Here is a 14,329-nt window from a genome sequence, read left to right as displayed (position 1 = left end):
GAGTCGCCAGCTGTCATGGCGGCAGCATCCACCGGTGGCTCCGGCGGGAGTGTCCACTGGTTGTTCTGGCGGGTAATTCGTCGGTCCTCATGGCCGCAGCATTCACTGGCCGCCTGGCGGTGGAATTCACCGGTCGTCCCTGCGGCAAAGTCGTGGTCATCCCGGCGACAGCCGAACCTTGTTCTGTTAGCGTCTGCGTAACGGACATGCGAGGGAGCACAGATGGCCTTGAACCGCGACTTCGTGGGCCGGACGTACGCGTCCAAGTCCTCGTACGAGGTCAGCCGGGTGAAGATCAGGGAGTTCGCCGCCGCGATCGGCGACGGCAATCCGATCTACCGAGACCGGGACGCCGCCCAGGCCGCCGGGCATCCCGATGTGGTCGCGCCGCCGACCTTTCCCATCGTGTTCAGCCTGCAGAGCGGTGGTGAGGCGCTGGCCGACCCTGACCTCGGCCTGAACCTGGCCATGGTGGTCCACGGCGAGCAGCGTTTTGAGTACGTACGCCCCATCTACGCCGGCGACGAGCTCGTCACCAGCTCCACGATCACCGACATCCGCAGCGCCGGGCGCAACGAGCTGCTGACGGTGCGAAGCGACATCGCCACGGTCGCAGGTGAGCCGGTCTGCACCACGTACAACACGATCGTCGAGCGCGGAGGGGCGGCCTGAGATGACTGCCACGGTGAAGTACGACGAGATCGAGGTCGGGTACGAGATCCCGGCCATCGGCTACGACGTCCGCAGGCTCAACCTGGTGATGTACGCGGGGGCGTCGGGCGACTTCAACCAGATCCACTGGAACGAGCGGTTCGCCAAGGCGGTGGGGTTGCCCGACGTCATCGCGCACGGCATGTACACGATGGCGCAGGGCGGCCGGTTCGTCACCGACTGGGTCGGCGATCCCGGCGCGGTGGTCGACTTCGGGGTGCGGTTCTCCTCGATGGTGGTCGTGCCCGACGACGACGAGGGTGCGACGATCACCATCAGCGGTGTCGTGGAGCAGAAGCTGCCGGACAAGCGCGTGGTCGTCGCGCTGACGGCCAGGGCGGGCGACACCCGGGTGCTGTCCAAGGCCCGCGCGGTGGTCCAGCTCGCGTAGCGCGGTGTTCAGCTCGCGAGGGCGATGAGCCCAGCGGGATGAGCTCGGCGCGATGATAGGCGGGGCGGCTCTCGGGTACGCGGGACCCTATGAATACAGCTCCGCACCAAGGCAGGATCTGGCCCACGGTCGAATCGATCCCGGTCTCCGCGGTGACCGACAAGCCGCCCGGCCACCTGGGTCCCGTCAGGACCGAGGACGTGGCGGGCGCCGTAGGCACGGGCCGCGACACGACCGGCGGCGCGGGCGCGGCGACGGGTGTCGGCACCGCGGGGGCGAGAGGCGCGGGTGCTCGCGCCAATCCCGCCGCCGAGCTGGGCTTCTCTGGTGACCCCGAGCAGCGGGGCGACCCGGACGACGACATGCTGCACGCCCAGCGCGTCTGGGACGGGAGCCTGGCCGCCAACCGGCTCGACGAGGCGGGCGTCGCCGCCGAGCGGCAGCGGGTGGCGACCGCCGACGTCACGGCCTCCGTGAGCCTCATCGTCGACGGCCGGCCGGAGGACGTACGGGCGTCCATAGAGTCGGTGCTCGAGCACACCGGCGCCCACGTCCTGGCCCTCGACCTGGGCGACGTGGACGGCTCCGGTGAGGTGCTGCACGAGCTGGCCCTGCGCCATCCGGACCGGATCACCGAGTGGCGGGTGGCCGAGACCCCGCACTGGCGGGGCGGCTCGGCCACGTGGGGTGCCTGCCGGGCCAAGCTGCTGCACCTCGACACGTCCGAGGTGCACGTGCTGATGGACACCTCGATCGTGCTGTCGGGCGACGCGCTCACGCCGCTCGTCGCGGCGGTCGCGGACGGCGCGGTGGCGGCGGGCTGGCACGGCCTGGAGCGACCGGCGGACGGGCTGGAGCGACCGCCGATCGGCACGGGGTGGCACGAAGCGGGACCGGGGCGCGTGCGCGCGTTGCGTGGCGACCTGATGGCGGTACGCAGGTCTGCCGCGATCGGCGCGCTGCCCGAGGACGCCCGAGACGGTGAGAACGCCGACCTGGAGTTCTCGCTGGCCCTCAAGGGCGAGCTGGTCGTGCCCTCCGACCGCCTTCCGGTACGCCGCCTGCGCGACCATGAGGCGCCCCAAGGGTGAATCCCGGCGAAAGTCCGACAAGGTGCTGGGCATGCCGAGGGCCTCATAAGCTTGTGCCCCATGGAGAACCTCGCGCCGTACACCACCCTGGGGCTGGGCGGCCCTGCCCGCGAATTCGTCGAGGCCAGTACGGCGGAGCACCTCGTCTCCCTCGTGGCCGAGGCCGACCGGCAGGCCCAGCCCACCCTGGTGCTGGGCGGCGGGAGCAACCTGGTGGTCGCCGACGAGGGGTTCGACGGGCTGGTCATCCGGGTCGTCACCCAGGGCGTGTCCGTCTCCCGTGAGGGCGACGAGGTGCTGGTCACGGTCGAGGCGGGCGAGGACTGGGACGGACTGGTCACTCGCGCGGTGGCCGAGGGCTGGTCCGGCATCGAGTGCATGTCCGGCATTCCGGGGCTCGTGGGCTCGACCCCGATCCAGAACGTCGGCGCCTACGGCCAGGAGGTGGCCCAGACCATCAGGTGCGTACGCGCCTACGACCGCAGGACGCGGCAGGTGGTCGACCTGGAGGCGCGGCAGTGCGGCTTCTCCTACCGTGACAGCGCGTTCAAGCGGGATCTGGCGCGGCATGTGGTGCTCGGCGTGACGTACACGCTCGACGTCTCGGAGCTGTCGGGTCCCGTGGCCTACCAGGAGCTGGCCACCCGGCTCGGCGTCGAGCCGGGCGCCCGCGTGCCGCTCGACCAGGCGCGTCGAGCGGTGCTGGAGCTGCGGCGCGGCAAGGGCATGGTGCTCGATCCGGCCGATCCCGACACCCGCAGCGCCGGGTCGTTCTTCACCAACCCGGTCCTGTCGGCCGCCGAGGCCGAGAAGCTGGCGGCGCGGGCCCCCGGTCATCCGCGCTGGGACATGCCGGACGGCGCGGTCAAGGTGTCCGCCGCCTGGCTGATCGAGCAGGCCGGCTACCGCAAGGGTTACGAACGCGGGCCGGTCCGCATCTCCACCAAGCACACGCTGGCCCTGACCAACCCCACCGGCGCGGGCACCACGGCCGACCTGCTGCTGCTGGCGGGGGAGGTGCGTGACGGGGTGCTGGAGAAGTTCGGCGTCACGCTCGTCAACGAGCCGGTGCTGGTCGGCTGCTCGCTGGAATAGGTCCCTGAGGGCCGCTGTTATGGTTGTTCGGAATTACCGAAGGGGAGTAGTCCCAATCGCGTGATCGACATGCTGGCGCGCTTGCGCGCCCGGTCACGCGGGCCTGTACGGGCGGACGAGACCTTCGGCCTGGTAGCTATGGATCAAGACGCTACCGGGCCGAAGTCGTGCCCGAAAACTCCCTGGGTGCCTGCTTCCGGCTCGGTCGCGCGGAAGAGGACAGTTGGAAGCGTTCTGGATCAGCCTCGCGGTCATTTTCGTGGCCGAGATGGGGGACAAGAGCCAGCTCATGGCGATGACGTTCGCCACCCGTTTCAAGCCTGGGCCGGTGCTGGCCGGCATCACGATCGCGACGACCGCCGTGCACCTCGTCAGCGTCGCGGTGGGCGGGCTGATCGGCGACGCGTTGCCCACCACCGCCATCTCCGTCGTGGCCGGCCTCGCCTTCCTGGGTTTCGCCCTGTGGACGCTGCGCGGTGACGAGCTGACGGAAGAGGAGTCGCGCAAGGCCCGGCGCACCACCAGGAACGCCGTGGTCGCGGTGACGGTGGCGTTCTTCCTGAGCGAGCTGGGTGACAAGACCATGCTGGCCACCATCACGCTGGCGACGCAGCACGGCTGGCTGGGCACCTGGATCGGGTCCACCGTGGGCATGGTCGCCGCCGATGCCCTCGCGATCGTGGTGGGGCGCCTGCTGGGCAAGCACCTGCCGGAGAAGGCGATCAGGTATGGGGCCGCCGCGGTGTTCGCGATCTTCGGGGTCGCGCTGCTGGTCGACGCGGTCGTCTAGGGCGGTGACCGCACGGGGTCCCCGGAGGTTCGTGACACGACCGTTTCGGCCCCTGTGGCGGTCTGTGGTGGCTGCGGTCCCTTGGGATACCCCCTCCGGGGGAGCGGGAAGAAGCGGGCCCCTCGGAGGATGCCCCTGCGGCGGAGCGGAAGAACGGGTAGCGGGCGAGGGCGCCTCTAGCGGCGTTCGATGAGGACCTGGAGGCCGTCCAGGACGCGCTCAAGGCCGAACTCGTAGGCGTGGTCGGCGCTGTAGGCGGCCTGGTGGGCGGCTCCGGCGGCCGCGCCGACCCGGCTGGCCGTCGGGTAGGCGGCCTCGTCGGAGAGGCGGGCGAGCAGCGGAGAGCTGACGGCCCACCACTGCTCGTCCGTCATCGCGTCGTTCTGGGCGGCCCGCTGGTCGGCGGCTGAGCGGGCGGAGGCGTGGACGAAGCCGAGCAGGTAGGTCAGGGCGGCGTCCATCTCCACGTCGCCCAGGCCGAGCCCTTCGAAGGCCCGCAGCTCGTGCTCGTACTTGGCCAGGACCCCCGGGCCGAGCGGCGGGCGTGTGGTGGACACGGCGAGCATCCACGGGTGTCGTTCGTACAGCGTGAGGTTGGCCCGCGCCACCGCCTCCAGCCGCGCCCGCCACGGCAGGTCCGCGAGGTCGGGGCGCGGCATCTGGCCGAGGACCGTGTCGAGCATGAGGTCGAGCAGCTCGGCCTTGCCCGGCACGTACGTGTAGAGCGACATCGTGCCGATCCCCAGCGCCTGGGCGACCCGCCGCATCGTCGTGGCGTCGAGGCCCTCCTCGTCGGCGACGGCGATCGCGGCGGCGACTACCTCGTCGACCGTGTGGCCCTGACGTGGCCCGCGCTGCGCCGGCCGCGCTCCCGGCCGCCTCCAGAGCAGCTCTATGGTGCGGGCGGGGTCTCCGGCGCTGGTCCGGGCGATCGTGAGCGGCACATCATCCATCTTCTCACTCAGCATAACTCCGTACATAGTACGATGTACTGCGTACGGAGTTACTCGAGATCGAGGAGTGGCGTTGCAGGCGTCCCGTATCCAGATCATCGGCGCGCGCGAGAACAATCTCCGCGACATCTCCCTGAGCATCCCGAAGGGGCAGATCACCGTCTTCACCGGCGTATCCGGGTCCGGGAAGTCGTCCATTGTGTTCGACACCCTGGCCGCCGAGGCGCAGCGGCAGCTCAACGAGACCTTCACCAGCTTCGCCCGCAACAGGCTGCCGAAGTACGGGCAGCCGGACGTCGACGTGATCGAGAACCTCTCCGCCGCGATCGTGGTCGACCAGAAGCGGCTCGGGGGCGGCTCGCGTTCGACCGTCGGCACGATCAGCGACATCTACTCGCTGCTGAGACTGCTGTTCTCGCGGGTCGGCAAGCCGTTCGTCGGCTACTCCAACGCCTTCTCGTTCAACGATCCTCAGGGCATGTGCCCCGAATGCGAGGGTCTGGGCAGGACGGTCGCGCTCGACCTCGACGTCTTCCTGGACAGGTCCCGGTCGCTGAACGAAGGTGCCCTCCTGCACCCGCACTTCGCGGTCGGCACCTGGTACTGGAAGATCTACGCCAACTCCGGCCTGTTCGACAACGACAAGAGGCTGGCCGACTACGACGAGCGGGAATGGGCGACGCTGCTGCACGGCGCCCAGGCCAAGGTGCCGCTGGAGTGGCAGGGCGGCACGATCAACTCCAGCTACGAGGGCGTGGTGGAGCGGTTCACCCGCCTGTACATCAAGAAGGACGTCGCCGAGATGTCCGAGGCCAACCGCCGGCTCTTCCAGGAGTACGTCACGACGGCCACCTGCGCGCTGTGCGCGGGCACCCGGCTCAATCAGGAGGTGCTCGGCTGCGAGATCGACGGCTTCAACATCGCCCGGCTCGCCGCGATGGAGGCCACCGAGCTCGTTGAGGTGCTGGCCGGGTTCACCGACCCGGTGGGCGCTCCCGTGGTGGCGAGCCTGATCGAGCGGGTGCGCGACCTCGTCACGATCGGCCTCGGCTACCTCAGCCTCGACCGCGAGACCGCCACGCTCTCGGGCGGCGAGTCACAGCGCGTCAAGATGGTGCGGCACCTCAGCAGCAGCCTCACGGACATGATGTACGTCTTCGACGAGCCGAGCGTCGGGCTGCACGCGCGCGACGTCGAACGGCTCAACACGCTGCTGCGCAAGCTGCGGGACAAGGGCAACACGGTCATCGTCGTCGAGCACGACCCCGAGGTGATCAGGATCGCCGACCACGTCGTGGACATCGGCCCCGGCGCCGGGACACGCGGCGGGCAGGTGGTGTACGAGGGCACCGCGGCGGCGCTGCCCGAGGCGGACACCATGACCGGCCGGTACATGAAGCAGCGACTACCCCTGAAGACCGGCTACCGGCGCCCCACGGGCGCGATGACGATCGCCGGCGCGAACACGCACAACCTGAAGGACGTCACCGTCGACATCCCCGCCGGCGTGCTGACCGTCGTGACGGGCGTCGCGGGATCCGGCAAGAGCACGCTGGTCAACGACGTGTTCCTGAGCCGCCACCCCGATGCGGTGGTCATCGACCAGTCGGCCGTCAGCGTCTCGCGCCGCTCCAACCCCGCCACCTACACCGGGATGCTGGACGAGATCCGGCGGCTGTTCGCACGGGCCGGCTCGGTGAGCGCCTCGCTGTTCAGCCCCAACTCCAAGGGCGCCTGCCCCGCCTGCCAGGGTCTCGGCGTCATCTACACCGACCTGGCGTTCATGGACGGGCTGAAGTCGACCTGCGAGGTCTGCCAGGGGCGGCGCTTCCGGCCGGAGGTGCTGGAGCACAAGCTCGACGGGAAGTCGATCAGCGACGTGCTGGAGATGACGGCGGCCGAGGCGTTCGCGTTCTTCCCGCAGCCGAAGCTCAGGCGGGTGCTGCGCGCGGTCAACGACGTCGGGCTCGACTACCTCACGCTCGGGCAGCCGCTCAGCACGCTGTCGGGCGGCGAGTGCCAGCGCATCAAGCTGGCCACTGAACTGCACAAGAGCGGCACCGTGTACGTCCTGGACGAGCCGACCACCGGCCTGCACATGTCGGACGTGAAGCGGCTGCTCGACATCATGGACCGGCTCGTCGACGCCGGGAACTCGGTGGTCGTCATCGAGCACAACCTGGACGTGGTCAAGAACGCCGACTGGGTCATCGACCTCGGGCCCGAGGGTGGCGGGCAGGGCGGCCGGGTGCTCTTCGAGGGCACGCCGCGCGACCTGCTGGCGGCTGACGGCTCCCACACCGCCGAGTTCCTTCGCCGGGACCTGGCTGCCTGGGGGAGTGGGTCCGTTACGCCACCGTCTCGACTCCTGTGACGTCCGTCGTGGCTGGGGTCCTTCGGGGGAGGAGAAGAAGACGGTCCGTCGTGGTGGGGGGTCCTACCGAGTCAGTAGGGAGAGGCGGTGTGCGGCCGCCGCTGCCTCGCCGCGGGTGGTCACGCCCAGTTTGGCCAGGATGTTGGACACGTGCACGCTGACGGTCTTGGCCGAGATGAACAGCTCGCCGGCGATGTCCCGGTTCGTACGGCCCAGCGCCACCAGCCGGAGCACCTCCGTCTCGCGCGGCGTGAGCAGCTCGGGGACGGTCGCCTGCTGCTGGACGACGCCGACGCGCCGGGAGAGCGCCTCGATCTCGTCGATCAGCGGCGTCGCCCGCAGCGCGGCGGCCAGCGGCGCGGCCACGGCGAGGCGGGTCGCCGCGCCCTCCCTGTCGCCCGACCGCGCCACTGCGGTGGCCGCTCTGACGAGGGCCTTGGCCTGGTTGTGCGGGCGCTTGAGGCGTTCCCAGGCGGCCGCGGCCGCGTCGAAGTCGCGCGAGTACGTCAGTTTGTACGCCTCCGCCACCGGCCCGCTGACCTTGAGGTTCGCGGCCACCCTGGCGGCCTGCTCGCGCACCGCGCGGACCCGGTCGGGCTCGGCGTCCTCGGCCGTGTCGCAGACCAGGGTGACCAGGGCCAGCCGCCGCCAGCCCAGCATGGCTTTGGGGGACTGCGACGACGGGGACTGCGACGACAACGACAGGATGCGCTCGGTCACGGCCAGCGCGGCCAGCGACTCGCCCTTGAACAGGTGCCAGCCGATGCGCAGCCGGGTGCTGTTGGTGATGTCCTGGAGGAACTCCTCGGGCCGCTCCTTGAGCACGCCCAGCTCCGCCAGGATGCCTTCGACGACCGCGAGCTCGCCCCTGGCCAGCGCGATGTCGGCGCGTACGCGGAGCAGGTGGTTGTAGGTGCGCAGCACGGGACCGAAGCTGAGCGCCTGAGCGAGGGTCTCGAGGGCCTCGTCCCAGCGGCCGATGGCCTCCAGCGCCTCGGCCCTGTTGAGGAGGATGAACAGCCCGTTGAGCCGCATCCGGCCGTACTGCTTGGCCAGCTGCCAGCCCTCGTCGGCCAGCGCGAGCGCTTCTTCGGAGCGCCCGAGGTCGCTCAGCGCGTCGATGTTGTTGCCGATCGCCCGCGCGATGAGCCGTCCCGAGTTCTCCTGACGGCCCATTTCCAGCGCCCGCAGGTTGGTGGCCAGCGTCGCCTCTGTGTCACCGTCGATCGAGTGGCCGAGCGCCAGGTTCAGCAGGAGGTCCCCTTCGAGGCACTTGTCGCCGAGGTCCCGGCACAGGCGCAGCCCCTCTTCGATGAGCCGGGTGCCCTCCTTGACGTCGCCACGGAGCATCAGGTGCTGGCTCATCGGCATGATGACGCTCGCGCGGGCCAGGTTCGGCTCGGGCACCAGACGCAGCGCGTGCTGGAAGTCGTCGAGGACGCCGGTCTTGCCCTTGTAGATCTTGAGGTTGGCCCAGCGCACGATCAGCGTGGCGACCCGGGCCGGCTCCCGGGTCTCGTCGAGCTGCGACAGGGCCGCCTTGACGAACTTGATGCCCCGGTCGAGCTCGCCGCCCGCGAGGGCGGCCTCACTCGCGCGTTCGAGCACCGCCGTGTGGTCGGCGCCGATGCGCTCGGCCGCGTCCGGCACCCGGTCCCACAGCATGAGTACGCGTTCGAGCAGCGGGATCGCCTCGGTGTAGGCGAAGGCCACGAACGACTTCTGCGCCGCCTCCCAGGCCGAGATCAGCGCCCAGAGGTCGTTGCGCGCGCCGTACCAGTGGTGGGCCAGCTCCACGGCGGCCCGGCCCGGCGGCACCAGCTTGCGGTCGCGCGAGATCTCCTCGGCGTAGCGCGAGTGCAGCCGTTGATGCTCACCGGGCAGCAGCTCGTCGTGTACGGCCTCGCGGATGAGGGAGTGCCGGAAGACGTAGGCGCGGTTGTCGGCGATCTGCAGCACGTTCCCGGCGATGGCCGACCGCAGCGCGGCCTCCAGCTCCAGGTCGGACAGGCCGCTGACCGCGGCGAGCAGGGCGTGGCCGACCCTGATGCCGCCCGCGGCGGCGATGCGCAGCACGCGCTGGGTCTCCTCGGGCAGCCGCTCGACCGAGCCGAGTATCAGGTCCTGCATCGACTCGGGGAACGCGCAGTCCTCGCCGCAGTCGAGCAGGGCCTCGACGAACAGCGGGATGCCCTCGCTGCGCTCGTAGACCTTCTGCACCTTGGGGTAATCGGGGTCGCTGCCGAGGATCCCGGCCATCTGCAGGGCGACCTCGTCCCTGGACAGGCGGGGCAGGTCGAGCCTGAGTACGCCGCTGACCCGGCCCAGCTCGGCCAGGACCGGCCGGAGCGGATGCTGCCGGTGCAGGTCGTCGGAGCGGTAGGTCATGACGATCAATATCTGCGCGGTGCCGAGGTTGCGGCTGAGGAAGGCGATCAGATCGCGGCTGGACCGGTCGGCCCAGTGGATGTCCTCGATGAGCAGGATCGTCGGCCGGTTGCCGGCCAGCCGTTGGAGGAGCGTCAGGAACTGCTCGAACAGACGTGCCCGGCCCGTGTCGGTCTCGCCGTCGCCGCTGGGCTCGCCGAACTCGGGGAGCAGCCGGGCCAGGTCGCGTTCGGCGCCGCCCGGCAGCAGCGCGGCGATCTGGGTGGTGCCCTGCTCCCTGACCAGCTGCCTCAGGGCAGCCGTGAACGGCGCGTAGGCCAAGCCCTCCGTGGAGAGCTCGACGCACCCGCCGTACAGCACATGAGCCCCGCTCCGCGCCGCCTGCTCGGCGAAGCGCTGTACCAGCCGGGTCTTGCCGACTCCCGCCTCGCCGCCGACCAGCACGGCTGTCGCGGCGCCCTTCCGGGCCTCGTCGAAGGCTTGAGAGAGGGTCGTGAGCTCCTCTTCCCGCCCCACGAAGACGGGACTTACCGAACGTCCCAGCATGTCGTCCAGCATGTCATGCCTCACCAGTCGCTTTCGACGCATTTAGGGCAGGTTGACGGGCGGCTTGGCCCGCTGGGGCGCTGGCCGCGACGGGTCCCCTGGGGTTCGTCACGAGACCGTCTCGATTCGGATACCGCCTTCGAAATGGGGAGGAAGGCGGTCCTAGGGAGGGACGGTGGCCCGGCCGCGAGGGAGGTTGCGGCCGGGCGCTTGTGGGGCGGTCATGAGGAGCGGCGCTTACCGAACACCGAGCGGCGCTCGGACTTGTTGCCCTCCTGGGCCTCGCGTACCTGACGGTGTCGCGCGGCCGCCTGCTGCAGCTCGTTGACGTGGCTCTTCATGATCTGGTATTCGATCTCGGGACTCATGATGGTGTGTCTCCTTCTTGTTTCTTGCTGACACTCTTAAGGTTCGGGCTAAGGCCCCTACCGCCACATCGGGCGGATGCCCTATCTCCCGGGAAACTCCAGGCCAGGGAGTACTTAGGAGGCGCGCCTATGCCGCCTTATAGATCCGGTTTGGACGTAGCCCACCTGGTCGGCGATCCTGTGGAGGTGTCAACTGTGACTACCTCGCTCGCCGACGTCGGCTCGTCCGGCGCGACGCTGCGAGCATTCCTGCACGGCCTGCCCGGTGTCGACCGGGTCGGCGCGGACCAGCGAGCGGCGATGCTCGGCACCCGCTCCATCAAGACCAGCGCCAAGGCCATGGCGATCGACCTGGCCATCTCGATGGTCGACCTCACCACGCTCGAGGGCGCGGACACGCACGGCAAGGTCCGTGCGATGTGCACCAAGGCGACGCACCCCGGCGAGGGAGCGCCCCGGGTGGCCGCCGTCTGCGTCTATCCCGACCTGGTGGCCGTGGCCGCCGGCGCGCTGCGCGGCTCGGGGGTGAAGGTCGCCTCCGTGGCGACCGCCTTCCCGAGCGGACGCTCCTCGCTGGAGGTCAAGGTGAGCGACACCGCGCTCGCCGTCGCCGCGGGCGCCGACGAGATCGACATGGTGATCGACCGCGGCGCGTTCCTGTCCGGCGACTATCTCAAGGTGTACGAGGAGATCGTCGCGGTGAAGGCCGCCTGCGGCTCCGCCCACCTGAAGGTGATCCTCGAGACCGGCGAGCTGTCGACCTACGACAACGTACGGCGGGCGTCCTGGCTGGCGATGCTGGCCGGAGCCGACTTCATCAAGACCTCCACCGGGAAGGTGGCCCCGGCCGCCACGCCGCCGGTGACGATGATCATGCTGGAGGCGGTGCGCGACTTCCGTGACGAGACGGGCCGGCAGGTCGGCGTGAAGCCGGCCGGCGGCATCCGCACCACCAAGGACGCCATCAAGAACCTCGTGCTGGTCAACGAGACCGCGGGCGAGGACTGGCTGTCGCCCGACTGGTTCAGGCTGGGCGCGTCGTCGCTGCTGAACGACCTGCTGATGCAGCGCCAGAAGCTCACGACCGGCCGTTACGCGGGCCCCGACTACTTCACCTTGGACTGATGATGGCGAGCTTCGCATACGCACCGGCGCCCGAGTCGCGCGACATCGTCGATCTGAAGCCGTCGTACGGGCTGTTCATCAACGGCGAGTTCGCGGACGGTTCGGGCTCTCCCTTCAAGACGATCAACCCGGCGACGGAGGAGAAGCTGGCGGAGGTCGCCACGGCCTCCGCCGACGACGTCGACCGGGCCGTACAGGCCGCGCGCAAGGCCTTTGGGGTCTGGAGCGCGATGCCGGGGGCCGAGCGGGCCAAATACTTGTTCAGGATCGCCCGCATCATCCAGGAACGCGCCCGCGAGCTGGCCGTGCTGGAGTCGCTCGACAACGGCAAGCCCATCCGCGAGTCGCGCGACGTGGACCTGCCGCTCGTCGCCGCGCACTTCTTCTACTACGCCGGCTGGGCCGACAAGCTGGAGTACGCCGGGTTCGGCGCGGACCCCCGGCCGCTCGGCGTCGCCGGGCAGGTCATCCCGTGGAACTTCCCCCTGCTCATGCTGGCCTGGAAGATCGCCCCGGCGCTGGCCTGCGGCAACACGGTGGTGCTGAAGCCGGCCGAGACCACGCCGCTGACGGCGCTGCTGTTCGCGGAGATCTGCCAGCAGGCCGACCTGCCGCCCGGTGTCGTCAACATCGTCACGGGAGCGGGTGAGACCGGCGCCGCCGTGGTCGCCCACCCCGACGTGAACAAGGTGGCCTTCACCGGCTCCACCGAGGTCGGCCGGATCATCGCCCGGACCGTCGCGGGCACCGGCAAGAAGCTCACGCTGGAGCTGGGCGGCAAGGCCGCGAACATCGTCTTCGACGACGCCGCGCTCGACCAGGCCGTCGAGGGCGTGGTCAACGGCATCTTCTTCAACCAGGGGCACGTGTGCTGCGCGGGCTCCCGGCTGCTGGTGCAGGAGTCGATCCAGGACGAGCTGCTGACGGGGCTCAAGCGGCGCCTCGGCACGCTGCGGCTGGGCGACCCGCTCGACAAGAACACCGACATCGGCGCGATCAACTCGGCCGAGCAACTGGCGAAGATCCGCTCGCTCAGCGACCTCGGCGAGCAGGAGGGGGCCGAACGCTGGTCGCCCGCCTGCGACCTGCCCGACAAGGGCTTCTGGTTCCCGCCGACCGTCTTCACCGGCGTGGCCCAGTCGCACCGCATCGCCCGGGAGGAGGTCTTCGGCCCGGTGCTGTCGGTGCTGACGTTCCGCACCCCGGCCGAGGCCGTGGAGAAGGCCAACAACACGCCGTACGGGCTGTCGGCCGGGATCTGGACGGAGAAGGGCTCGCGCATCCTGTGGATGGCCGACAAGCTCAGGGCCGGAGTGGTCTGGGCCAACACGTTCAACCGGTTCGACCCGGCCGCGCCGTTCGGCGGCTACAAGGAGTCCGGATACGGCCGCGAGGGCGGGCTGCTCGGGTTGGAGGCCTACCTTGATGTGTGAGCACCGTCGTTCCCGCCGGGGCATTCGGCGGGCGCAGGCCACGCGCGGCCACGCCTTCGCCCGCGCCGGAAGGCCCGTACGCACCGGCTGGTACGCCCACCGCTGCGGGGTGAGCCGGTGCGGCCAGGTCTTCGTGCCGGTCGAGATGTCGGAGGAGACCATGCGGAGGGGGCGCGGCGATGAGTAGGTTGGCCGTTCGCAAGACGTACAAGCTGTACATCGGCGGGGCGTTCCCGCGCTCCGAGAGCGGGAGGTCCTACGCCGTGACCTCGCCCAAGGGCGACTTCCTCGCCAACGCGTCGCGGGCCTCCCGCAAGGACGTGCGTGACGCCGTGGTGGCAGCGCGCAAGGCGTTCCCCGGCTGGTCGGGCGCCACGGCCTACAACCGGGGCCAGATCCTCTACCGGATCGCCGAGATGCTGGAGGGCCGCCGCGCGCAGTTCGCCGAGGAGCTGGGCGGCGGCAAGAAGGCGGCGCTGGAGGCCGTGGACGCCACGGTCGACCGGCTGGTCTGGTACGCGGGCTGGTCGGACAAGATCGCCTCCGTGCACGGCACGGCCAATCCGGTCGCCGGCCCGTACTTCAACCTCTCCTCACCGGAGCCCACGGGCGTCGTCGGCGTCGTCGCGCCCGAGGACCCGCTGGTGGGGCTGATCTCGGTGATCGCGCCGGCGATCGTGACGGGCAACACGTGCGTCGTGATCGCCTCCGAGCGGACGCCGCTGCCGTCCATCACCCTGGCGGAGGTGCTGGCCACCTCGGACCTGCCGGGCGGCGTCGTCAACGTCCTCACGGGCCATCAGCAGGAGCTCGCGCCCTGGCTGGCGGCCCACATGGACGTCAACGGGCTGGACCTGACCGGTGTGTCCGACGCCGACCTGGCGCTGACCTGCGAGCAGGCGGCGGCGGAGAACCTCAAGCGGGTCCTGCGCCCGTCGCCGGACGAGGACTGGCGGGCGGCCCCGGCCCTGACCCGTATGACGCGTTTCCTGGAGACGAAGACGGTCTGGCACCCGATGGGGGTCTGACCGTCAGGCCGGTGGGATGTCGGCGTTGAGCCGGAA

13 protein-coding genes are annotated in these 14,329 nt (G+C 70.2%); 10 read left to right on the top strand and 3 right to left on the bottom strand.

Going from position 1 to position 14,329, the window contains the following annotated elements:
* The first annotated feature begins 222 nt into the window (after positions 1-222).
* From LDL49_RS26835 to LDL49_RS26815, 5 genes are all read left to right on the top strand, one after another.
* On the top strand, positions 223-672 hold the full coding sequence (locus tag LDL49_RS26835) for a MaoC family dehydratase N-terminal domain-containing protein (protein WP_225294557.1): 450 nt from the start codon (positions 223-225) through the stop codon (positions 670-672).
* Between the two features lies 1 nt (position 673).
* Positions 674-1,102: a MaoC family dehydratase gene (locus tag LDL49_RS26830; protein WP_225294555.1), complete on the top strand. Its 429-nt coding sequence runs from the start codon at positions 674-676 to the stop codon at positions 1,100-1,102.
* A gap of 89 nt (positions 1,103-1,191) precedes the next feature.
* Positions 1,192-2,193 (top strand): hypothetical protein, encoded by a 1,002-nt coding sequence (locus tag LDL49_RS26825; RefSeq protein WP_225294553.1) that lies wholly within the window; start codon positions 1,192-1,194, stop codon positions 2,191-2,193.
* A 60-nt stretch (positions 2,194-2,253) separates the two neighbouring features.
* A complete protein-coding gene (locus LDL49_RS26820) occupies positions 2,254-3,288 on the top strand; it encodes a UDP-N-acetylmuramate dehydrogenase (RefSeq protein ID WP_225294551.1) in 1,035 nt (344 codons plus the stop codon).
* A gap of 223 nt (positions 3,289-3,511) precedes the next feature.
* Complete coding sequence (locus LDL49_RS26815) at positions 3,512-4,078, top strand: TMEM165/GDT1 family protein (RefSeq protein ID WP_225294549.1); 567 nt, start codon at positions 3,512-3,514, stop codon at positions 4,076-4,078.
* A gap of 176 nt (positions 4,079-4,254) precedes the next feature.
* Here the strand turns inward: LDL49_RS26815 and LDL49_RS26810 are convergent, their stop codons facing one another.
* Positions 4,255-5,031, bottom strand: a complete 777-nt coding sequence (locus tag LDL49_RS26810) for a TetR/AcrR family transcriptional regulator (protein ID WP_225294547.1) — start codon at positions 5,029-5,031, stop codon at positions 4,255-4,257.
* A gap of 73 nt (positions 5,032-5,104) precedes the next feature.
* Here LDL49_RS26810 and LDL49_RS26805 point away from each other — a divergent pair, with 73 nt between their 5' ends.
* A complete protein-coding gene (locus LDL49_RS26805) occupies positions 5,105-7,405 on the top strand; it encodes an ATP-binding cassette domain-containing protein (protein ID WP_225294545.1) in 2,301 nt (766 codons plus the stop codon).
* 63 nt (positions 7,406-7,468) lie between these two features.
* Here the strand turns inward: LDL49_RS26805 and LDL49_RS58480 are convergent, their stop codons facing one another.
* A complete protein-coding gene (locus LDL49_RS58480; protein ID WP_308016191.1) occupies positions 7,469-10,381 on the bottom strand; it encodes an ATP-binding protein in 2,913 nt (970 codons plus the stop codon).
* Between the two features lie 179 nt (positions 10,382-10,560).
* On the bottom strand, positions 10,561-10,707 hold the full coding sequence (locus LDL49_RS26790; RefSeq protein WP_225294543.1) for a hypothetical protein: 147 nt from the start codon (positions 10,705-10,707) through the stop codon (positions 10,561-10,563).
* A 195-nt stretch (positions 10,708-10,902) separates the two neighbouring features.
* On the opposite strand from LDL49_RS26790, the gene deoC reads away from it, so the two are divergent.
* The 4 genes from deoC to LDL49_RS26770 are packed head-to-tail and all read left to right on the top strand — an operon-like array spanning position 10,903 to position 14,293.
* Positions 10,903-11,832: a deoxyribose-phosphate aldolase gene (deoC, locus tag LDL49_RS26785; RefSeq protein WP_225294640.1), complete on the top strand. Its 930-nt coding sequence runs from the start codon at positions 10,903-10,905 to the stop codon at positions 11,830-11,832.
* On the top strand, positions 11,832-13,265 hold the full coding sequence (locus LDL49_RS26780; protein WP_443689887.1) for an aldehyde dehydrogenase family protein: 1,434 nt from the start codon (positions 11,832-11,834) through the stop codon (positions 13,263-13,265). The genes deoC and LDL49_RS26780 overlap by 1 nt, the downstream gene beginning before the upstream one ends.
* Complete coding sequence (locus tag LDL49_RS26775; RefSeq protein WP_225294542.1) at positions 13,258-13,452, top strand: hypothetical protein; 195 nt, start codon at positions 13,258-13,260, stop codon at positions 13,450-13,452. The genes LDL49_RS26780 and LDL49_RS26775 overlap by 8 nt, the downstream gene beginning before the upstream one ends.
* The gene (locus LDL49_RS26770) at positions 13,445-14,293 is read left to right on the top strand and encodes an aldehyde dehydrogenase family protein (protein WP_225294539.1); all 849 of its coding nucleotides are present in this window, start codon (positions 13,445-13,447) and stop codon (positions 14,291-14,293) included. The genes LDL49_RS26775 and LDL49_RS26770 overlap by 8 nt, the downstream gene beginning before the upstream one ends.
* Positions 14,294-14,329 lie beyond the last annotated feature (36 nt).

Origin of the sequence: Nonomuraea aurantiaca, assembly GCF_020215705.1 — a bacterium.
Classification (GTDB): Bacteria; Actinomycetota; Actinomycetes; order Streptosporangiales; family Streptosporangiaceae; genus Nonomuraea; species Nonomuraea aurantiaca.
Note: the sequence above shows the minus strand (reverse complement) of the source record. Positions and strands in the feature narration are given on the sequence as shown.